Genomic DNA, 19,697 nt, shown 5'->3' on the forward strand with positions numbered 1-19,697 from the left:
TCCGGGGACCTTACCGATGATCGGGCCCAGTCTCGAACCCTCGTGGTCCGCCAATCGGACACTCACGTCGACAGTGTGGGGACAGTGCACCCAAATACCCCCCACACCTTGGTAACACTCCGGCCAGCGTTTCGGATTCCGATGCACACAGGGGATACGGGCACCGGTAAGATCGTGCGCGGCCTGCGCAAACCCCCTTCCAGCGGGGTGCTCACACAGGCCACGCCTCCGTAGCTCAGCTGGATAGAGCATCGGCCTTCTAATCCGACGGTCACAGGTTCGAATCCTGTCGGGGGCGCCACAGGAAATTCGTGTGGGTTAAATCATGCACTCGCGCGTGTTTCGGCGCTGAGCGCCGCAGCGGCCGCCCGCCCGGCGTACAGGGTCCGGAAGAACGGCAGGGTGCGGTGCACCATCGGACCGATGAGCAGCGCCTCGGCGACGGTGCCGATGCCGACCAGTCCGCCGAGCAGCCAGCCGATCGCCAGGACGGTGATCTCGACGCCCGCACGGCAGAGCCAGACCGGGGCGCCGGTCCGCTGGTGCAGGCCGGTCATCAGGCCGTCGCGCGGGCCCGGACCGAGGCCGGGCGCGATGTAGATGCCGGTCGCCGCGGCCAGCAGCGACAGCCCGCCCGCGAACATCGCGATCTGGACGAACACGCCGGAGACGGGCGGGATGAGCCACAGGCCGATGTCGGCCGAGGTGCCGACCAGGAGCACGTTGAGCACCGTCCCGATCCCGGGCCGCTGGCGCAGCGGGATCCATATCAGCAGCACGCCGAGCCCGATCAGATTGGTCATCAGGCCGAACGAGATGCCGGTGACCTCGACCAGACCCGAGGTCAGCACGTTCCACGGCCCGACGCCGAGCGAGGCCCGCAGGAGCATGGCGAGTGCGATGCCGTAGAGGAAGAGTCCAGTTATCAACCAGGAGAGCGACTTCACAGAGAGATCCTTCACGATTGCAAAGCCAATCACGGGTCCAATCGAAGGTAAAGAAGCCAATCGCGGTAAGGTGGCCTCATGCCTCGCGGAAGAATCGGTGCCACTGCGCTCGCTGGCCTGCTCGGTCAGTGGCAAGGGGAAGGCCCGGCGTACGAGAACCTCGCCGAACGGATCCAGCTGCTGCTGATCGACGGACGGCTCTCCGCCGACGTACGTCTCCCCTCCGAGCGGGAGCTCTCCGAGCGGCTGATGCTGAGCCGCACCACGATCACGGCCGCCTACCGGCGCCTGCGTGAGCACGGGTACGCACTGAGCGTCCAGGGGTCGGGTACGACGACGAAGCTCCCACCCACCGCGCCCGACTCGTTCACCGAGGGCGGCGAGATCGACCTGGTCAGGGCCACTCTGCCCGCCACCCGGCGGCTCCCGGAGGCCGCGGTCGAGGCGACCCGGCGGCTGGCCGACCACATGACCGGCCCCGGCTACACGCTGTGGGGCATCGAGGAGCTTCGCGCGGAGATCGCGGCGCGCTACACCGACCGCGGTCTGCCGACCGATCCCGACCAGATCATGGTGACCACCGGCGGCCAGAGCGCCATCGCCCTGCTCGCCCGCACCGTGATCCACCGCGGCGACCGGGCCTACGCCGAGAGCCCGTCCTACCCCAACGCGTACGACGCCCTGAGCCTCGCCGGAGCGCGGATCATCACGAGTCCGGTGACCACCGACGCCGGCTGGGACATGCCCGCGATGGAGGCGGCCATCGCCCGGACCACCCCCGTGATGGCGTACGTCATGCCCGACTTCCACAACCCGACGTCTCGCTCGATGTCGACCGAGGACCGGCTCCGGCTGCTGCACGCCGCTGCGAAGGTCGACACCCTCCTGGTGGCCGACGACACCACCGCCGAGCTGAACATCGACCGCCCGCACACGTTCCCGCCGCTGGCCGCGATGGCCGGCGAGCACCAGGCCCGCGTCGTCCACATCGGCTCGGCGAGCAAGATGCTGTGGGGCGGGCTGCGGGTCGGCTGGATCCGCGCCGACCCGGTGCTGCTGACCCAGATCGCCAGCGGACGCTCGGCCACCGACCTCGGCACCCCGATCTGGGAGCAGCTCGTCACCACGATCCTGTTCCGGCATCTGCCCGAGATCCTCGAGGAGCGCGCCGCGCAGCTCGCCGCCGGCCGCGCCGCGCTCTACCACGCGATGCGCGAGCACCTTCCCGACTGGGAGCTGCCGCCGCGTATCGACGGTGGCCTCTCCGCCTGGGTGGGCCTGCCCGCACCGGTCAGCTCCCAGCTCACCCTCGCCGCCCGCCCCCACGGACTGCTCGTCACCGCCGGGCCGCGGTTCGGGGTCGACGGCGCCTACGAGCGTCATCTGCGGCTGGCGATCACGCCCCGGCCCGAGCTCGTCCGGCGCGGGGTCGAGATCCTCGCCGAGGTCTGGCCGCGTGCCGCCTCCACCCCGGCTCTGGCCCTCACCACCTCCGAGGCCGTCGTCTGACCGAGCTCGACCTCGGACTCAACCCCGGGCGAGAGCCTCCAGGGCCCACAGCCCGAGCCCGTCGAAGCGTGCTGCCTCGTAGCTCGGTACGTCCCCGCTCGTCGCCTCCAGAAGGCGGCGAGTGGTGATGTGCGAGGCACCTCGCGCGAGACTCGCGTGAGCGATGTCGGCAGCAGTCACGGTTCGCGACGGGATCTCGCGACGTTCCCGGGCCCGTCGCCGCTCGTAGTCGAGCTCGTCGACGGTGGTGATGCCGCGGATGATCGTCTCCGCGCTCCCCAGGGAGCGGGTGTTGATCAGCGCCTCGGCGAGCGGGAAGTCGTACGTCACGACGGCATCGAGGCGCCACACGGTCGCACTCGCCTCGCTCACCGGGACGGGGGTCTGTCCTCGTCTCATCTCCACGGCGCCCCGAAGGCCGCGCGCGGCTGCAGCGGCCAGCGTCGTCGCCTCGGTGGGATGCCAGCCGAGCGAGTCGCCGACCCGGTCCACATCCGCCGTCCCCAGCGTTCCCGCATGGATCCCACCGAGCCCACCGAGGATGGCGATCACCTGCTCCGCCGGGAGCTCCCCGTCCACACCGGGGCCGACGACGGCGAGCCGCACCGGCAGGCCCGTGCGCAACGCCGCGGCCAGCGTGAGCGAGTCGGCCAACGGGCTCAGCAGGCCGGGCTCGTCTCCCCGGGCGACCACGTCGCCACCGACGTCGACGACCGTGAGCGAGTCGGCGCCGAGCGCCCGAGCGAGATGCTGGAACTGCTCGGCGAGTCCGACCGCACCGTCCGCGAGGTCGTGCAGGAAGAGGCGCGCGTCGACGTCGCCGGCAAGCCGCGGCAGCACGGACCGGCCCGGAGGAAGGGTGTCCGTCGTGGTCGATATCTCCGCCCGGACGCCATCGACCAGGCGGAGCCCGATGAAGTCGCCGCGCGAGCGTGGGCCGGGCACCGGGTCGATGCGGAGCCGTTCCCAGGCGCAGGTCGACACCAACACGTCGCCGTCGTCCATCTCGGGCTCGAGTACCCGGCGCGCCAGGAGCACGCCGAGCGCATCACCCCCACCACCGGCCGCGACGAAGAGAGTGCTCACGCAGACGATTCTGACCGCTGGGCATCCCGCGCGCCACAGGTCGGCCGCATCGCCCGGCAAGAAGTTCGCGGAAGACGTTGTGACGCACGCCACGTTGGGTCACGATGTGCAGCATGCAAGGACTGATCCAGGACGCACCGCTGACCATCGACACGATCATCCGGCGCGCCGAGCGCGTCTTCCCGACGCGGGAGATCGTCACCAAGACCGCCACAGGTCTGGAGCGCAACACGTTCAAGGACCTGGCCGTGGAGGTACGCAAGCAGGCCACCGTCCTCGACCGGCTCGGCATCTCCGAGGACGGCCGGGTCGCGAGCTTCGCGTGGAACACCCTGCGCCACCTCGCGCTCTACTACTCCGTCCCCTGCACCGGGCGGGTGCTGCACACCGGCAACATCCGCTACTTCCCGGAACAGCTCGTCTACACCTTCAACCACGCCGAGGACGAGGCCGTCTTCGTGGACCGGTCGCTGCTCGGTCTGCTGGCTCCGCTTCTCCCCCAGCTGACCACGCTCAAGCACATCGTGGTGATGGATGACGGCGCGCCGACCCCGCTTCCCGAGGACCCGCGGGTCGTCTCCTACGAGGAGCTGATGGCCGACGCCGAGGAGGCGGCGATCGAGGGCCGGGTCACCGACGAGCGCACCGCTGCCGGGATCTGCTACACCTCCGGCACCACCGGCAACCCGAAGGGCGTCGTCTACACCCATCGCTCGCAGTACCTGCACGCGCTGGCCTCCCTGGCCGGCACCCTCTTCGGCACCAACGACCGCGACCGCGTGCTTCCGGTGGTGCCCTTCTTCCACGCCAACGGCTGGGGCTTCGCCCACTCCTCCCTGCTGGCCGGCGCCAACCTGATCCTGCCCGGCCCCGACCTCTCGCCTCCCGGCATCATCAAGCTCCTCGAGGCCGAGAAGGTGACGATCGCGGCCGGCGTACCGACGATCTGGATGGGCATGGTCCCGTTGCTGAAGGACGCCGACCTCTCCTCGCTGCGGGTGGTCATCTGCGGCGGCTCCGCGGTGCCGAAGTCGCTCTCCGAGGCCTGGCGCGAGGCGATCGGCCTGCCGATCACCCAGGCCTGGGGGATGACCGAGATGTCGCCGCTCGGCAGCGTGTTCAACGAGCGCGCCGAGATCACGGACCTCTCCGAGCAGGAGAAGGCCGACTACCGTACGTCCCCTGGCATCCCGGCCGTCGGCGTCGAGCTCCGCATCGTGGAGCCCGGGACGACCGACGAGCTTCCGTGGGACGGCGAGACGACCGGCGAGCTCGAGTGCCGCGGCCCGTGGATCGCGTCGGGCTACTACAAGGTCGACGCACCGACGTCGTTCTCGCCCGACGGCTGGCTGCGCACCGGTGACATCGCCGCGATCGACCCGCTGGGCTACGTACGCATCGTCGACCGCACCAAGGACCTGGTGAAGTCGGGTGGCGAGTGGATCTCGACCGTCGCGATCGAGAACCTCATCATGGGCCACCCGAGCATCGCCGAGGCGGCCGTCGTGGCGGTGCCGCACCCGAAGTGGGGCGAGCGGCCGCTGGCCTTCGCGGTGGTCAAGGACGGCGAGTCGGTGACCAAGGAGGCGCTGCTCGGCTACCTGGCGGAGAACCTGGGCAAGTGGCAGGTGCCCGATGACGTGGTCTTCATCGACGAGGTGCCCAAGACCTCGGTCGGGAAGTTCTCCAAGAAGACTCTGCGCGAGGAGTACGCCGACTACAAGCTGCCCACGGCGTAGCCGGAGCGGTCAGCCCAGCTGCGCGAGGATCGAGGCGGACTCGACCCTCGCGCAGCGGGCGTCCTCGTCCTTGCCGAGGGCGGCGCGGGCGTCGGCCAGGTGGCCGAGCGCGTCGGCCAGACCGGGCAGGTCGCCGGCGGCACGGAGCTTGGTCACGGCCTCCTCGAAGTGACCGGCCGCCTCGTCGACGGAGCCGAGCTGCTGGTGGATCCAGCCGATGGTGGCGATGACGTTGCCCTCGCTGCGGTAGCCGGGCGCCACCCGGCGCAGCTCCTCGAGCGCCGCCTCGCAGTGACGGAGCCCGGACTCGTACGCACCGTCGAGGGCCTCGTAGAGACCCAGCCGCCCGGTCGTCCAGGCCGCCCGGATCGGGTCGCCCGCGCGAGCGAAGACCTCCGCCGCCCGAGCCGCGTACGCTGCAGCCCCGGCATGATCGCCGGAGGCCGTGGCCACGGTGGCCAGCCGGTGCAGGGTCTTCCCCTCGCCCACCAGGTCGGCGGACTCCATCGCCAGATCGAGGGCCCGGCCGAGGTGGTCGAGGGCGTCCTCGACGCGCCCCAGGCGCCCGCAGGCCGCCCCGGCGGCACGGTGCATGACGCCGAGCCCGGCGGGGTCGCCGCCCTGCGAGACGCTGCGGCGCACACCCGGGAGCGCAGCCTCGGCCAGCGCTGCCAGCTCGATCCAGCGTCCCTGGAGGTCGAGCAGACGCTCGAGGGCACCGACGAGCAGCACGATCCGGTCGGGTGCGAGTCCCCGGGCGACGGCGACGTCGATCACCCGAGAGATCACCGGCAGCTGGGTGCCGATCCAGGCCAGCGCCTCGACGCTGTCGCCGACGACCTCGGGGGTGACCCCGTCGCGCATCGGCTCCTGCGCATCGAGGTGGCGCTGGTGCGGGTCGTAGGCGCTGTGCACCGCCCGAGCGCTGAAGACGTAGTGGTCGATCATCCGCAGCTCGGCCGCCTCGCGGACCTCCGCGGGCTCGCCGGTGGCGAGGTCGGCGGCGTACTCCCGGAGCAGGTCGTGCAGCACGAACCGTCCGGGCGCGACCTCGGTCAGCAGGTTGGCTTCGGTGAGCTCGTCGAGCAGGCGGCGGGCCCGCACGCGGGAGATCCCGGCCACGCTGGCCGCGGCCACGCAGGTGAGCGTCGGCCCGGGATGCAGGCCGATCAGCCGGAACAGCCGGGCCGCGGCGTCGGACAGGTGCCGGACCGACCACGAGAACGTCGCCCGGAGGTCACCGCGTCCGCCGCCGAACCCGTCGAGGCGGGACTCGCCGAGCTCCTCGGCCAGGTCGGCGAGGGAGTAGGCCGGCCGGATCGCCGCCCGGGCGGCCACGACCGAGAGCGTCAGCGGCAACGAGGCGCACAGCTCGATGATCCGCTCCACGGCCTCGGGCTCGGCCAGGAGACGGTCCTCGCCGAGCCGCCCGGCCAGCAGCTCGTAGGCCTCGGCGTCATTGAGCAGGCCCAGCTCCATCGGGCTCGCACCGGCCTCCGCGACCAGGCCGGAGAGCCTGTTTCGGCTGGTCACCAGGGTCACGCAGCCCGGGCTGCCGGGGATCAGGCTGCGTACCTGCTCGCTGTCGCGGGCGTTGTCGAGCACGAGCAGCACCCGCTTGCCGGCGAGCTTGCTGCGCAGCAGCCCTGCCCGGCCGTCGATGTCCTGGGGCTGGCGGGACCGCTCCACCCCGAACGCCTCGAGCAGCACCCCGAGCGCGTCCAACGGGTCGAGCGCGTCACACGGGTCGAAGCCGCGCAGGTTCACGAACACCTGGCCGTCCGGGAAGCGGGGAGCGGTCCGGTGCGCCCAGTAGAGCGCCAGCGTCGTCTTGCCGATCCCGGCTGTGCCCGCGATCGCCGAGATCACGACGGCACCGCCGTCCTCCTTCGCCACCAGCTCGTCGAGCGTCGTCAGGTGGTCCTCGCGGCCGGCGAAGGCGGCGACGACCGGCGGCAGCTGGCGCGGCACGATCTCCTCGTACGTCCGTGCTTGCACCGGCTCGGGATCGTCTCCCTCGATGATCCGCAGCTGCAGGTCGCGTACGTCCTTGGACGGCTCGACCCCGAGCTCGTCGCGGAGGACACGGAAGAGACGCTGGTAGGCGTCCAGCGCCTCCGCCGTGCGGCCGGAATGCCACAGCGCCGTCATCAGCAGCAGCCACAGGCCCTCCCGGAGCGGGTTGGCCCGGACGATCGGCCCCAGGTCGGCCACGACCGCGGCCTGCCGGCCGAGCGCCAGGTCAGCGGCGGCCCGGGACTCGACGGCGACGAGCCGCAGCTCCTCGAGCCGAGCGGCCTCGGTCGCGATCATCGGCGACTCACCGACCGAGCCGTACGCGCCCCCGGTCCACAGTCCCAGGGCGGCGTCGAAGAGCATGCTCGCCCGCTCGTGGTCTCCGGCCTCGGCCGAGGTACGGCCCTGCTCGACCAGCTCCTCGAAGCGGGCCTGGTCGATGTCGGCGCCGACCAGCGCGTAGCCGTTCGCCCGGCTCTGCAGATGGCGGCGATCCTCGCCGAGTGCCCGGCGCAGGTCACGGACGCGCTGGTGAAGCAGGTTCACCCCCGTTGCCGGGGGTGAACCTCTCCACAGCTCGTCGACCAGGAGGTCCGAGGAGACCGGCGCTCCGCGCGCGGCCGCCAGCAGGGCAAGCAGAGTCCGCCGCGTGCGCGACAGCTTCTGCACCGTGCCGTCGTCACACACCAGCTCGACGGCACCTAGGACCCGGACCCGCACCACACCTCCTGTTTGACCACGCAGCATTACGTCCGAGAAGACTCATCGTCTCATCACCACAGAGATGGTGACGCGTAATGCCGCCAGAAGGTTGCCTGGAGGCTGATGCTGGATTCAGATTTAAAGGTTCTGGCTTACGGAACCCGCCACAGGCCGCTCTCGCCGCCCTTGTCGATCTGGAACCCGACCTGCTTGATGTTCACCCCGACCGGGACGACGAACGGCACCAGGGCCGTCCGCTGGTCACGCGGCTGCAGACCGAACGGGTTCGGGAACACCTCGCCGCCGTCGACCGTCACCGTGCTGGGCAGGCTCTTGTACTTCTTGCCCGAGGCATCGATGACCGTCGTGCCGGTGGCCGGGCTGTCGTTGAAGACCCTCGACCCGGCGTTGACGACCTGGATCTCGACGGCCATCACGCGCGACCCCGGCGGGGTCTCGGTGCCGTCCGTGAAGGACGTCTCGAAGACGTCCTGCACGATCACCCTCAACAGGATTCCGGGTGCTTCGCCCTTGATGGTTCCCTCAGCCGTCAACCCGAGCTGCTGGTTCTGCTCGATCCTCTCGGTGCTGTCGACGGTGATCACCTTCTTCTCCATCGCGGGGTTCTCGCCGTGGTTGTTGCTATAGAACCCGTAGTCGATGGAACTGTCCGAACCGCAGCCAACCCCGGCCGCCGCAACGGCTCCCCCGAGGATCAGCATGGCCATGCGACGCACACGCACTCCTTATGAAATTTGTTGCCATGGAAGGGAAACTGTTCCCTTGGATTTGCCAAGGTAACATGCCGGAGTCTGGCCGGTCGGCCTAGGGTCTAAAGTCCCAATCCGAGCTGCAACTCTTCGCAGTCATCTCCACGGCACGAGGTGGCAGACGAGCACCGGAATCACCGGCGCCACGAGAAACCAGGGCGTGACCAGCGAAAGCTGGTTGATCGGGAGTACGCCACCCGCCCAAGGTGAGCGGACCTACTCCGTCGTCACCGACGGACGCTCGACGAGACCGGCCAGCTTGGCCGGCGCCTGGATGCAGTAGGAGTCGGTCAGGAGCTCGGCGACCTCGTCCCAGTCGGTGTCGTCGTCGAGGATCATCCCGACCACGTTGCCACCCCAGCCGGCCTTGAAATAGGGGTGGCCGAGGTGCTCGAAGGCCACCACCTCGTCGGGCTCGCCCCGGAACACGATCCGGAAGAGCTGATCCTCGCCGCCGAAGACGTGCGCGACCGTCTCCTGGCCGACCCGCCAGCGCACCCCCACCCAGGCGTCGTCCTCCAGGCACTTCGGGAAGGCGGCGAGGATCTCCCTCAACCGCGCCACCATCGCCTCGGGGACCTCAGGACGCTCAGCCATGGTTCCGATCCTGCCAGGCACCACGGACATTCTTAATTGCTATACATGTTTATGATCAACATGTACGGTTTCTTCCATGAAGAAGCAGACGATCGGATACGTCGTGTGGCGCCTGGCCATGCGTCTGCGGGTGTCGATGGACAGAGCGCTCGCGCCGCTGGGGCTCACCCATGCGCAGTACTCACTCATCGCCTCCCTCCACGGCCTCCGCGCCTCCGAGGCCCCGACCCAGAAGCAGCTCGCCGACCTCACCGGCCTCGAGCCGATGTACGTCTCCAAGCTCGCCCGCCAGCTCGAGACGAGGGGCTGGGTCGAGCGTGTCCGCGACACCAGGGACACCCGAGCCGTACGCCTCGTCATCACGCCCGAGGGCACCGAGGTGACCCGCGAGGCGATCGCGGTGACCGGTCGGCTGCTCGACCAGCTCACCGCACCGCTCGGCGGCCGCAACAGCCGTCGTGCCGCCGAGGCGCAAGCAGCGCTCGAGGCGATGCTCGCCGCCCCCATCGACACCGATCCCACATCTGGAGACTGATCATGACCGTTGCCACTCCTCCGCTCAGCGGCGCCAACCTCGGCGTCGCCTACTTCGCCGTGCGCAAGAACCTCCTCAACGTGCTCGACGACTACGACCTGACCTTCGAGCAGTCGCTCCTGCTCAACTACCTGCGCCAGGGCGATGCCACGCGTGCCGATCTGGTCGCATCGACGGCCGACAACATCAAGGTCTCCGCGGCCGAGGTCGAGTCGCATCTCGACGCCGCGATCGCCCGCGGCCTGATCGCCGACGGCCTCAACCTGACCGAGGAGGGCGACCGTCTCCAGCAGCAGATCACCGAGCGGACCCAGCCGCTGACCAGGACGTTCTTCTCCGACATCCCGGCCGAGGACCTGGTCGTGACCGCGCGGGTCCTGGCCACCCTCACCGAACGGGCCAACGCCGCTCTGGCCACCTCCTAGGATCGGGGCCATGGCACAGGAGAAGTACGACGTAGTGGTAGCCGGCGGCGGTCACAACGGCCTCACCGCCGCGGCCTATCTCAGCCGGGAGGGCCTCTCGGTCCTGGTGCTCGAGCGGCTCGACCACGTCGGCGGCGCGGCGATCTCGGCCCAGGCGTTCGAGGGCTTCCCGACCCGGCTGTCGCGCTACTCCTACCTGGTCTCGCTGCTGCCCGAGCAGATCCGCACCGACCTCGGGCTCGACATCGAGCTCGCGTCACGGCAGACCGCGTCGTACTCCCCCTACCTCGACGGCTCGCGGGCCACCGGCCTGCTCGTGGAGACGCCTGAGGGCGACGCCACCGCGGCGAGCTTCCGCGCGGTGACCGGGTCGGACGAGGAGTACGCCGCGTGGCAGTCGTTCTACTCCGAGGTCAGCGAGCTCGCGCAGGTCGTCGCGCCGACCCTCACCTCCCCGCTTCCCGCGGGTGCTTCGATCCGCTCGGAGGTGGGTGCGCCGATCTGGCGCGACATCGTCGAGCGGCCGCTCGGGGAGGCGATCGAGCGCCGCTTCGCCAACGACCTGGTCCGCGGCGTGGTCGCCACCGACGCCCTGATCGGCACCTTCGCCGGCCTGAGCGAGGCGAGCCTGATCCAGAACCGCTGCTTCCTCTACCACCTGATCGGCAACGGGACCGGGGAGTGGCGGGTCCCGATCGGCGGCATGGGCGCGGTCACCGGGGCGATCGCCAAGGCGGCGTACGCAGGTGGGGCGCAGGTCCGCACCGGCGCGACCGTCACCTCGATCCGCGGCGGCTCCGTCGGCGAGGGCGCCGAGGTCACCTGGACCGACGCCTCCGGCTCCCACACCGTGGCGGCCGACAACGTACTCTCCGGGCTGGCTCCGTACGTCCTCGACGGCCTCCTCGGCCGCACCCCCGCCCCCGCGGACAAGCCGGTGGGTGCCCAGCTCAAGATCAACATGCTCCTCGAGCGCCTCCCCCGGCTGCGCTCCGGCGAGGACCCGAAGGTCGCCTTCGCCGGCACCCTCCACCTCGGCGAGTCCTACTCCGAGCTCGAGAGGGCGTACGCCGAGGCCGCCGCCGGCTCGGTGCCGACCGAGATGCCTGGCGAGGTCTACTGCCACTCGCTGACCGACCCCTCCATCCTCGGCGACGTACCGCCCGGCACCCAGACCCTCACCTACTTCGGCCTGCACGCTCCCGCGACCCTCTTCGAGGACTCGGCTACCCGCAAGGAGCGCAAGGCCCAGGCGGTCGAACGCGCCATCGCCTCCCTCGACCGTCACCTGCTCGACCCGATCTCCTCCGTCGTCGCGCGGACCGCGGACGGCGAGCCGTGCATCGAGGCCAAGATCCCCCAGGAGATCGAGGCCGACCTGGCCATGCCCGGCGGCCACATCTTCCACGGCGACCTCGCCTGGCCCTGGGCCCCCGACGACGCCGACCTGACCACCCCCGCCGCCCGCTGGGGCGTCGCCACCGACATCGGCAGCATCCTGCTCTGCGGCTCCGGCTCCCGCCGCGGCGGCGCCGTCTCCGGCCTCGGCGGCCACAACGCCGCCCAAGCCGTCCTGGAGCTCCGCTGACGACGTCCTCGATTTGGGGCGCATCCGAGCCCGCTGCTACTGTTCTTCTCGTCGCCGAGCGCGCCTGACGGGCTCCAAGACATGCGCCATTAGCTCAATTGGTAGAGCAGCTGACTCTTAATCAGCGGGTTGTAGGTTCAAGTCCTACATGGCGTACAGGAAATCGGCCCCTGACCTGGGATGACAGGTAAGGGGCTGCTTTCATTTCACGACCAAATCCAGCAGTGCGGACAGAATCGCGGACACAGTGCACGCGATTCACGATCCCGCCTCCACGGTCAGCTCGTCCTCGCCGCCGTCGCCTTCGTCACTCTCTGTTACGTCAGGGTCGATCGCCTCCAGCGCACGCAGGTTATTCTCGTTGACCGGCCGGCGGTCGAGGTAGGTGTCTTGGGTCATCGACACCCGCGAGTGCCCCAGCTGGTCCGCGACCTGGCGCCCACTGATGCCGGCTTCATCGAGCGTCGAGGCGACCGTCTTTCGGTAGGTGTGGGTCGTCAACCACTCGAAGTCCCGTACCCTTCCGGATGCTGCGTATGTCGCGCTGAACGTTGTTCCGGTCCCGAAAACCACCCTTGGCGTCAGGGAAGACCGGACCGTCGAAGGCCCGCATCTTCTTGCGCCGCTCCTTAAGCAAGGACACACACCATGTCGGGAGCAGCAGGGCACGATCCGAGGTCGCCGACTTCACCTTGCGCCACACCACGCCCTTGCCCTTGACCGGTATGCAGTGTGTTCGATCTTGACCGTGCCGGCCGCGAGGTCGAGGTCGGCCCACGTCACCGCGAGCGCTTCGCCGATGCGTACCCCGGTCGCCAGCATGAACCGGGCCAGGACGTGATAGTCCTTGCACCGGCCGAGGTCGCTAGCGTCAATAGCATCGAGCCACGCCTTGATCTCCTTACCGCGCAGCGCCTTGGCCTTCCGCTTCTTCGTGGCCTCAAATCGGCGTCAGGTCGCGCACCGGGTTGGTGCTCATCCCGCCTTGACGCACAGCATGAGAGCAGGTGTTGGAGACCACCGACTTGCAGACCTTCGCAGTCGACGGCCCCTTGTCCGCGACCACCCCTTGAATGAACCGCTCCACAACCGGAGTGTTGATCTCGCCCAAGCGAAGATCGCCGAGAGCCGGCAGCACAACGCGTTCACTCTCTGTGGTGTAGAGCGCAAGGGGCGACTCAGCCCGCTTACCCTTCTCGACCTGCAACGTGGACGAGGCCAGCCACGAAGCGTGAGCCTGCCGGAACGTCGACGCCTTGGTAAGTCCGGTTGGACCGCCGCCCTGCTCCAGGAGCTCACGGACAGCATCGAGCACACGACGGGTCGCATCGGCATACGTCTTGCCCGAGCGCTTCACCGGCCGAATCGTCCCGGACCACAGCCGGACCTTGACCCGCGCATGCGACCGGCCAAGAGCGACATCAATGTATGGAACGACCGATTTCGTTAGGTCAACGGTCACGCTCCACACGGCCAATTTCTCGGATCTCCCACCCCTCTGGAGGCGTCTCCAGTAGAGCAGTGTCGGGGATAGCGATAGAGTCCGCACGAATCTTCAATCCCACGTGAGGAACCGTCGCAGTCAGCCACCTTTGATCTGACCGAAATAGTTGAGGCTCCTGCGCCAGCATGATGTCGATCATTCCGTCAACCTGGGCTTCGATCCAGTCGGGAAGCACCGGTTCGTCAGCCTGAACTAGAACACCGTGACTAGGAATATGGAGATACCACCTCCGTGTTCGCTTCTGGGTAAATGCAAGCACAGTTGTCGGCGGTCTCACGCCCTCGCGCGGCCACAGCTCATTGTCGAGCCTCGTGAGCAACAGGAAGTAGTCAACCCAGAGCGCGTCCAATGAATCCAAGTCCCCTGAGTACAGCGCGGGGTCAATGTCCGGACGCGCCTTTCTCAAACCCGACAGAACGTCTCGGAATGCCGCGAGCCCGGCCCACATCGCAACTGGGGCGATCTCCAGCGCTGGGCCGGTGCGGTAGGTGGATCTTCCGTCAGAGTGGTTTCGTACCGTGCCCAGAGCCCCACCAGAGCTTCCGTGGACCACTAGCGAAGCTAGTTGGTAGTACGGGTAGAGATGCTCAAGGCCGGACCCCACCGCGCGATCACGCAACTTGGTAGTCGTCCAGCCGTTTCGAAACCACGGGCCGTGTTGCGCGACGGCTTTCGCAAACCGCCGATTCGCCGCAGCGCCGTACTTCCGCAGCGCGTGACGATACGAACTGCCAGCCTTCTTGTTCGCCTTTTCAATCCGGGCGAAACCAGGTTCCAACTCCACGAGAATTGCTGGGCCCCGGTCGAGGTGCTCTAGATATCTAGACGCCTCGGCAAGATCGTCCGCAATCACATGCATGTTTATCGCGTGTTCGATAAGTGAACGGGCAGTTCGCATCGCGGATCGTCCGGCGCCCCGCTTCAGGTCTTCCAGCAGATCCCGGAAGTCATTGACAGCCAAGTTCAATAGGAGTCGAACCGCAGCGTGAGTCGCCTGATCCCCTACTACCTGCGCCGTCAGCCCGAACAGCGCGAGCGTCACGTTTCCCGCAGCCTCGCCGAAGCCCGGGAGCTCCTCGTCTAGCGTCGGCTCCAAATCCACGTACCGAGAGCCGAGATCACGCCGTGCCTCGAACGCACCGAACGGTGTATCAACCACACGAGCATCCTCCCCCGGTGCCAACACGCTCGTCTGCTGTTCTCACGCGACTACCCAGTTCTCGTGAGAACTTTCTCTACTGACCCAAGGCGGCCTCCGGGGGCGTGCGGCCTGGCGGCCGGTCACGCTGCGTGCCGCGCAAACGAAGAAGAGCGCCCAGTCCGTAGACCAAGGCGCTCTCGACCATTGGCGGCCTCATCCCGTCAGCGCTGACCTCGCCGATCTGCGACACTGCCCGGCATGGCACTCTTCCGCCGAGCTCAAGCCTCGACCCCGCCGAGCCCGAGCCCCCACGACACCGACCTCAGCACGCTGCTCCTCGAAGGCGAAGCCATGATCGAGCAGCTCGCCAACGCTCACACCTCCACCTGGGGACTCGGTACCGCCGACCGCTGGGGACTCGACCAGCAGACTGGCATCATCACCTGGACCTTCCCCGACAAGACGGCCACCGCACCTGCGCGGATCCTCGGCAGCTACAACGCCGACGCCGCATCTTGGATGTGGGCCTGGGCAAACGACAGCATCCTGCCGGCCATGCGCACCGACGCCGAAGCGATCCGCTCTTGGGCGAACGACACCGGCAACACCAACCTCACCGTGCCCAAGCTCGAGGCCGACGACCAACTGGCAGCAACCCTCGCAGCCCTCGCCGTCCGGCTTACTCGCGCTACGGGGTTCTATCGAAGTAGCGGCGCTGCCAGCGTCTTCATCACCTTCGGGCCAGTGACCATAACTCCAGTCGACGGCGAGCCTTCGACCTTCAGCATCAACATCGGTGACTGAGACCCAGCGCGCTGCACCTCCGGCCCCTGCCCCGATCCCCAGGGTTTGCACGCCGCCACCTGGCATCAAGGGCGCAAATGCATTGCTACGCAATGGGCTACGCCACCCTTGACACCAGGCAACGCCGAGCAATCTTGGCTGGCTATCGGTTCGGTGGCACTCATCTGGTCTCCCTCACGGGTGCGGACACAATCGCGGACACAATGGGGGTCGATCGCTACAGAACAACCGCAACGGACACGTGGGTTCAAGCCGCGGCGGATGCCGTTAGGCGACGATGGCAGCGGGGCCGCGGCGATATCAGCGGGTTTTAGGTTCAAGCCCTACATGGCGTACCAAACAAGGCTCCTGACCAGCGGTTTCGGTCGGGAGTTTCTTGCATTTCAGGCTCTCGATGCCCGACGCGTAAGGAATGCGGTTCAGGATCATTCGCCGCTCGAAAATATGACCGCGACCCCGGAGCAGTCCGAGGCCACGGCACCGGCGGCACGCATCGTGGTGTCACTGCCTGCGACCGGCCCTGAACCTCACAGCCCTGAGAAAGCCACGGACGAAGTCACCCAGACGGCTCCGTCGGCACCCAGCACGGTAACCATCTACATGCCCGCCAATACGTCCAACCGGGCCCGCCTTCTGCCCGATCTCGACCGCTCCGGATCCTGGGCGTGGCGACTTCCTCCTGCCCACCCATCATGTCAAAATGAGAATGATTCCTGATTCTAGGCGTGGATGAGCTCGTGGAGCGCCGAGGTGGCCGTCGGCCAGCTTGATCAGGCTTCTCGGACCTCGACCTTTCCACTGGACAAGGACATGCCCTGATGGCCTCGCCACTGAGCGACATCCTCCGGCCCGTACGCGGCCGCCTTCTCGCCTGTATTGCTCTGACCGTGGTCTCCACGGTCGCCGGGCTGGTGCCAATGATCGGCATCGTCGAGCTGGCCCGGATCCTGTTACCGGCCACCGGCGGCGGCAGCGTCGACGCCGACCGCGCCTGGCTGGTCGTCCAGGTGAGCCTGGCCGCGCTCGGCGTACGGCTGGCGACGATCCTGACCGCCTCCTGGCTCTCCCACGCCGCAGACCTGGACCTCTCGGTGCTGCTGCGGCGCAGCCTGGTCGCCCGGCTCGGCCGGGTGCCGCTGGCCTGGTTCACCGAGCGCTCCTCGGGGCAGGTGAAGAAGGCGGTCCAGGACGACGTGGCCGCGCTGCACCACCTGGTCGCGCACTCGGCGATGGAGCTGACCGCTGCCATCACGCTCCCGCTCACCGTGGCGGCGTACCTGCTCTCGGTCGACGTCACGATGGCGCTGGTCACCTGCGTCCCGCTGGTCGCCGGCATCATCGGCCTGCGGATCTCGATGCACGGCGCGAGCGAGCTCTACCAGACGTACGACCGCGGGCTGGCCGAGCTCGGCTCGGCCGCCGTGGAGCTGGTCAACGGGATCACGGTGGTCAAGACCTTCGGCCGGGAGGGCCGTACGCACCGCCGGTTCACCGAGGTCGCGGGCCGCTTCGGCGGGTTCAACCGCGACTGGATGCGGCACTCCGCCCTCGGGATGCTGGTGATGGAGCTCGCCCTGACCCCGGTGCTCGCCCTCGCGCTCGTCGCCGTCGTCGGCTCGCTGCTGGTGCGCGGCGGCCACCTCGCCGCGATCGACCTGGTCCCGTTCCTCGTGCTGGGACTGACGATGACGGCACCCGTGACCGTAGCCGGGTACGCCGGTCGCGAGCTGCGCGAGGCGACCGGTGCCGCGCGGCGGATCCAGGAGCTGTTGGACACCCCGGAGCTCCCGGCCCCGACGACCGTAGCGAGCCCGGAGGGCGGCCGTGTCGAGCTGCGCGGGGTCGGCTTCGCCTACACACCGGGCGGCAGGCTCGTGCTCGACGGGATCTCGCTGACCCTCGAACCCGGCACGGTGACCGCGCTCGTCGGCCCGTCGGGGTCGGGCAAGTCGACCCTGGCGAGGCTCCTCCCCCGCTTCGCGGACCCCACTCTCGGGTCGATCACCCTCGGCGGCTGCGACCTGCGCACCCTGACCAGCGAGCAGCTCTACGAGCGGGTCTCGTTCGTCTTCCAGGAGACCTCACTGCTGCGTACCAGCGTCCGCGACAACATCCGGCTGGCCCGCCCCGACGCCTCCGACCAGGACGTACGTCATGCCGCGTCCGCGGCGCAGATCCTGGACCGTCTCGACGCCCTGCCGCGCGGACTGGACTCGGTGGTCGGCGAAGACGCGCTGCTGTCGGGAGGCGAGCGGCAGCGGGTCGCGATCGCCCGGGCGATCCTGGCCGACACCCCGGTTCTGGTCCTCGACGAGGCCACCGCGGCGGCCGACCCGGAGTCCGAGGCGCAGGTGCAGCAGGCGCTCTCCCGGCTGGTCTCCGGGCGTACCCTGCTCGTCATCGCCCACCGGCTCTCCACGATCACCGGCGCCGACCGGATCGTCGTCCTCGACTCCGGCCTGGTCGCCGAGTCCGGCACCCATGCCGAGCTGCTGGCCGCCGACGGCCTCTACGCGCGGCTGTGGCAGGCCGACCAGCGTGCCCACCTGGAACCCGTCCACACCCAGACCACCGAGGTGGCCCGATGATCTCCGTCGTACGCATGCTCAGCACCCTCCTCGACCACGACGGCCGTCGCCGGCTGCTGCGAGTGGTCGCCACCTTCGTCGCCACCGGGATCCTCCAGGGGCTCGCCTTCGCCGCGCTGGTGCCGCTGCTGGTCGCCCTCTTCGCCCAGGACTGGGACGGGGTGACCGTGTGGGCGGCCGTGCTACTGGGGCTGCTGGTCGCCCACCACGTCCTGCTCGCCCTCGCCGACCTGGCCGGCTACGACTTGGCCTGCGACCTCCTCGACCGCACCCTGGCCCGGCTCGGAGAACACGTCGCCCGGCTGCCGCTGGGGTGGTACGACGCCGACCGCACCGGGATGGTCGGCCGGATGGCGTCCAAGGGCGCGGCCGACATCTCCTCGATCCCCGGTCACCTGCTCCGGCCGATGACCTCGGCCGTGATCAGCCCGGTCACCGTGGTCGCCGCACTGCTGGTCATGGAGTGGCGGCTCGGGGTGGCGCTGCTGGCCGGCGTGGTCCTGGTCTTCGCCGCGACCCGCCTGCTGAGCGTGATCATCGGGCGCTCCGAGGCCGGCTACGACGCCGCGATGGCCAACGGCTCGGCGCGGGTGGTGGAGTTCGCCCTCAACCAGCAGGCCCTGCGGGTCTTCGGCCGCACCGTCCATGGCAACGAGCTGGTCGAGGATGCTTTCGCCGCCCAGCGGGCGGCCAGCCGGCGGATGCTGGTGACCGGCTTCGGCGGTCGCGGACTCCAGCTGCTCGCCGTCCAGGCGCTGCTCACCGTGGTGGTCGCCCTCTCGGTCCAGCTCGTCCTCGGTGGCACACTTGCCGCCGCGACCGCGATCGGTCTGCTGGTGCTCAGCGTGCGGTTCGTGGAGTCGATGGTCGACCTCGGCGAGCTCTCCAGCGCCCTGCGGATCGCCCAGGGGTCGCTGCGCCGGGTCCTGGACCTGCTCGAGACCGCCCCGCTCCCCGAGCCGTCCGTCCCCGCCACCCCACGTGACGGCGCGGTGGAGATGAACGACGTCTCCTTCTCCTACGACGGCTCCACCCCGGTGCTGGACGGGGTGTCCTTCACCGCCCCGGCCCGCTCGCTCACCGCGATCGTCGGGCCCTCCGGGTCCGGGAAGTCGACCCTGCTCCGGCTGGCCGCCCGGTTCCACGACGTCACCTCCGGGTCGGTGCGGGTCGGTGGTGTCGACGTACGCGATCTGGGGACCCAGGCGCTGATGGCCGAGGTGTCCATCGTCTTCCAGGACGTCTACCTCTTCGAGGGCACTCTGCGGGACAACGTCCTGCTCGCCGCTCCCGACGCCGACCCGGCCCGACTGGACGAAGCCGCGCGGTTGGCCCGCGTCGACGACATCGTCGCCCGCCTTCCGCACGGCTGGGACACCCGCGTCGGCGAGGCCGGCTCAACGCTGTCCGGCGGCGAGCGCCAGCGCGTCGCGATCTGCCGTGCGCTCCTCAAGGACGCCTCCGTGGTCCTCCTCGACGAGGCCACCGCGGCTCTCGACGCCGAGAACGAGGCGGCGGTGCAGGAGGCGCTGACCGCCCTGGCGGCCGACCGCACCGTCATCGTCATCGCCCACCGGCTCCAGACGGTGACGGCCGCCGACCAGATCCTCGTCCTCGACGGCGGCCGGATCGCCGAGCGCGGCAGCCACGCCGACCTGCTCGCGGCCGGAGGTCGCTATCGGGACTTCTGGCAGCAGCGTACGTCTGCGGCGGGCTGGCAGCTGGTCGGCGAACCGATCAGGTGAG

General features: G+C 69.1%; 17 protein-coding genes and 2 tRNA genes. 10 read left to right on the top strand and 9 right to left on the bottom strand.

Going from position 1 to position 19,697, the window contains the following annotated elements; all coding sequences use genetic code 11:
* Positions 1 to 224 precede the first annotated feature (224 nt).
* A tRNA-Arg gene (locus ACW14X_RS09360) sits at positions 225 to 301 on the top strand.
* A 22-nt stretch (positions 302 to 323) separates the two neighbouring features.
* Here the strand turns inward: ACW14X_RS09360 and yczE are convergent.
* Complete coding sequence (gene yczE, locus ACW14X_RS09365) at positions 324 to 947, bottom strand: membrane protein YczE (protein ID WP_350719415.1); 624 nt, start codon at positions 945 to 947, stop codon at positions 324 to 326.
* Between the two features lie 78 nt (positions 948 to 1,025).
* Between yczE and yczR the strand changes: the two genes are divergently transcribed.
* A complete protein-coding gene (gene yczR / locus ACW14X_RS09370) occupies positions 1,026 to 2,456 on the top strand; it encodes a MocR-like transcription factor YczR (RefSeq protein ID WP_160025168.1) in 1,431 nt (476 codons plus the stop codon).
* 18 nt (positions 2,457 to 2,474) lie between these two features.
* Here the strand turns inward: yczR and ACW14X_RS09375 are convergent, their stop codons facing one another.
* Positions 2,475 to 3,542, bottom strand: coding sequence for a DUF1152 domain-containing protein (locus ACW14X_RS09375; RefSeq protein ID WP_457165421.1), 1,068 nt, complete (start codon positions 3,540 to 3,542; stop codon positions 2,475 to 2,477).
* Positions 3,543 to 3,655: 113 nt separating this feature from the next.
* Between ACW14X_RS09375 and ACW14X_RS09380 the strand changes: the two genes are divergently transcribed.
* The gene (locus ACW14X_RS09380) at positions 3,656 to 5,281 is read left to right on the top strand and encodes a long-chain fatty acid--CoA ligase (protein ID WP_457165422.1); all 1,626 of its coding nucleotides are present in this window, start codon (positions 3,656 to 3,658) and stop codon (positions 5,279 to 5,281) included.
* Positions 5,282 to 5,290: 9 nt separating this feature from the next.
* Here the strand turns inward: ACW14X_RS09380 and ACW14X_RS09385 are convergent, their stop codons facing one another.
* From ACW14X_RS09385 to ACW14X_RS09395, 3 genes are all read right to left on the bottom strand, one after another.
* Entirely contained in the window at positions 5,291 to 8,017 is a 2,727-nt protein-coding gene (locus ACW14X_RS09385) for a BTAD domain-containing putative transcriptional regulator (RefSeq protein WP_457165423.1), read from the bottom strand.
* 134 nt (positions 8,018 to 8,151) lie between these two features.
* Positions 8,152 to 8,727: a hypothetical protein gene (locus tag ACW14X_RS09390; protein WP_457165424.1), complete on the bottom strand. Its 576-nt coding sequence runs from the start codon at positions 8,725 to 8,727 to the stop codon at positions 8,152 to 8,154.
* A 258-nt stretch (positions 8,728 to 8,985) separates the two neighbouring features.
* Positions 8,986 to 9,366 carry an MmcQ/YjbR family DNA-binding protein gene (locus tag ACW14X_RS09395; protein WP_160025173.1) on the bottom strand — a complete coding sequence of 127 codons (381 nt, stop codon included), beginning with the start codon at positions 9,364 to 9,366 and terminating at the stop codon, positions 8,986 to 8,988.
* 76 nt (positions 9,367 to 9,442) lie between these two features.
* Here ACW14X_RS09395 and ACW14X_RS09400 point away from each other — a divergent pair, with 76 nt between their 5' ends.
* The 4 genes from ACW14X_RS09400 (at position 9,443) to ACW14X_RS09415 (ending at position 12,070) form a co-directional block, all read left to right on the top strand.
* On the top strand, positions 9,443 to 9,901 hold the full coding sequence (locus ACW14X_RS09400; protein WP_457165425.1) for a MarR family winged helix-turn-helix transcriptional regulator: 459 nt from the start codon (positions 9,443 to 9,445) through the stop codon (positions 9,899 to 9,901).
* A gap of 2 nt (positions 9,902 to 9,903) precedes the next feature.
* Positions 9,904 to 10,326, top strand: a complete 423-nt coding sequence (locus tag ACW14X_RS09405; RefSeq protein ID WP_457165426.1) for a hypothetical protein — start codon at positions 9,904 to 9,906, stop codon at positions 10,324 to 10,326.
* 10 nt (positions 10,327 to 10,336) lie between these two features.
* Positions 10,337 to 11,914, top strand: a complete 1,578-nt coding sequence (locus ACW14X_RS09410; protein ID WP_457165427.1) for a phytoene desaturase family protein — start codon at positions 10,337 to 10,339, stop codon at positions 11,912 to 11,914.
* 83 nt (positions 11,915 to 11,997) lie between these two features.
* Positions 11,998 to 12,070 (top strand) — tRNA-Lys (locus ACW14X_RS09415).
* Between the two features lie 102 nt (positions 12,071 to 12,172).
* Here the strand turns inward: ACW14X_RS09415 and ACW14X_RS09420 are convergent.
* Genes ACW14X_RS09420 through ACW14X_RS09435 form a run of 4 tightly spaced genes read right to left on the bottom strand, consistent with a single transcriptional unit; the run spans position 12,173 to position 14,577 of the window.
* On the bottom strand, positions 12,173 to 12,583 hold the full coding sequence (locus ACW14X_RS09420; protein WP_457165428.1) for a tyrosine-type recombinase/integrase: 411 nt from the start codon (positions 12,581 to 12,583) through the stop codon (positions 12,173 to 12,175).
* An 18-nt stretch (positions 12,584 to 12,601) separates the two neighbouring features.
* On the bottom strand, positions 12,602 to 12,826 hold the full coding sequence (locus ACW14X_RS09425; protein WP_457166058.1) for a tyrosine-type recombinase/integrase: 225 nt from the start codon (positions 12,824 to 12,826) through the stop codon (positions 12,602 to 12,604).
* Between the two features lie 28 nt (positions 12,827 to 12,854).
* Positions 12,855 to 13,385, bottom strand: a complete 531-nt coding sequence (locus ACW14X_RS09430; RefSeq protein ID WP_457165429.1) for a phage integrase central domain-containing protein — start codon at positions 13,383 to 13,385, stop codon at positions 12,855 to 12,857.
* The gene (locus ACW14X_RS09435) at positions 13,366 to 14,577 is read right to left on the bottom strand and encodes a DUF5677 domain-containing protein (protein ID WP_457165430.1); all 1,212 of its coding nucleotides are present in this window, start codon (positions 14,575 to 14,577) and stop codon (positions 13,366 to 13,368) included. The genes ACW14X_RS09430 and ACW14X_RS09435 overlap by 20 nt, the downstream gene beginning before the upstream one ends.
* Positions 14,578 to 14,817: 240 nt before the next feature.
* Between ACW14X_RS09435 and ACW14X_RS09440 the strand changes: the two genes are divergently transcribed.
* From ACW14X_RS09440 to ACW14X_RS09450, 3 genes are all read left to right on the top strand, one after another.
* Positions 14,818 to 15,363 carry a DUF6882 domain-containing protein gene (locus tag ACW14X_RS09440; RefSeq protein WP_457165431.1) on the top strand — a complete coding sequence of 182 codons (546 nt, stop codon included), beginning with the start codon at positions 14,818 to 14,820 and terminating at the stop codon, positions 15,361 to 15,363.
* 818 nt (positions 15,364 to 16,181) lie between these two features.
* Positions 16,182 to 17,951, top strand: coding sequence for an ABC transporter ATP-binding protein (locus ACW14X_RS09445; RefSeq protein ID WP_457165432.1), 1,770 nt, complete (start codon positions 16,182 to 16,184; stop codon positions 17,949 to 17,951).
* On the top strand, positions 17,948 to 19,696 hold the full coding sequence (locus ACW14X_RS09450) for an ABC transporter ATP-binding protein (RefSeq protein ID WP_457165433.1): 1,749 nt from the start codon (positions 17,948 to 17,950) through the stop codon (positions 19,694 to 19,696). Before ACW14X_RS09445 ends, ACW14X_RS09450 begins: the two co-directional genes overlap by 4 nt.
* Position 19,697 lies beyond the last annotated feature (1 nt).

The sequence above is a fragment of the Nocardioides sp. YJ-D4 genome, from assembly GCF_054031495.1.

Bases quoted from the DNA above. Each gene is read 5' to 3' on its own strand.
- ACW14X_RS09450 (WP_457165433.1), top strand. From the start codon at position 17,948: ATGATCTCCGTCGTACGCATGCTCAGCACCCTCCTCGACCACGACGGC.
- ACW14X_RS09390 (WP_457165424.1), bottom strand. From the start codon at position 8,727: ATGGCCATGCTGATCCTCGGGGGAGCCGTTGCGGCGGCCGGGGTTGGC.
- ACW14X_RS09410 (WP_457165427.1), top strand. From the start codon at position 10,337: ATGGCACAGGAGAAGTACGACGTAGTGGTAGCCGGCGGCGGTCACAAC.
- ACW14X_RS09405 (WP_457165426.1), top strand. From the start codon at position 9,904: ATGACCGTTGCCACTCCTCCGCTCAGCGGCGCCAACCTCGGCGTCGCC.
- ACW14X_RS09445 (WP_457165432.1), top strand. From the start codon at position 16,182: ATGGCCTCGCCACTGAGCGACATCCTCCGGCCCGTACGCGGCCGCCTT.
- ACW14X_RS09400 (WP_457165425.1), top strand. From the start codon at position 9,443: ATGAAGAAGCAGACGATCGGATACGTCGTGTGGCGCCTGGCCATGCGT.
- ACW14X_RS09380 (WP_457165422.1), top strand. From the start codon at position 3,656: ATGCAAGGACTGATCCAGGACGCACCGCTGACCATCGACACGATCATC.
- ACW14X_RS09395 (WP_160025173.1), bottom strand. From the start codon at position 9,366: ATGGCTGAGCGTCCTGAGGTCCCCGAGGCGATGGTGGCGCGGTTGAGG.
- yczR (WP_160025168.1), top strand. From the start codon at position 1,026: ATGCCTCGCGGAAGAATCGGTGCCACTGCGCTCGCTGGCCTGCTCGGT.
- ACW14X_RS09440 (WP_457165431.1), top strand. From the start codon at position 14,818: ATGGCACTCTTCCGCCGAGCTCAAGCCTCGACCCCGCCGAGCCCGAGC.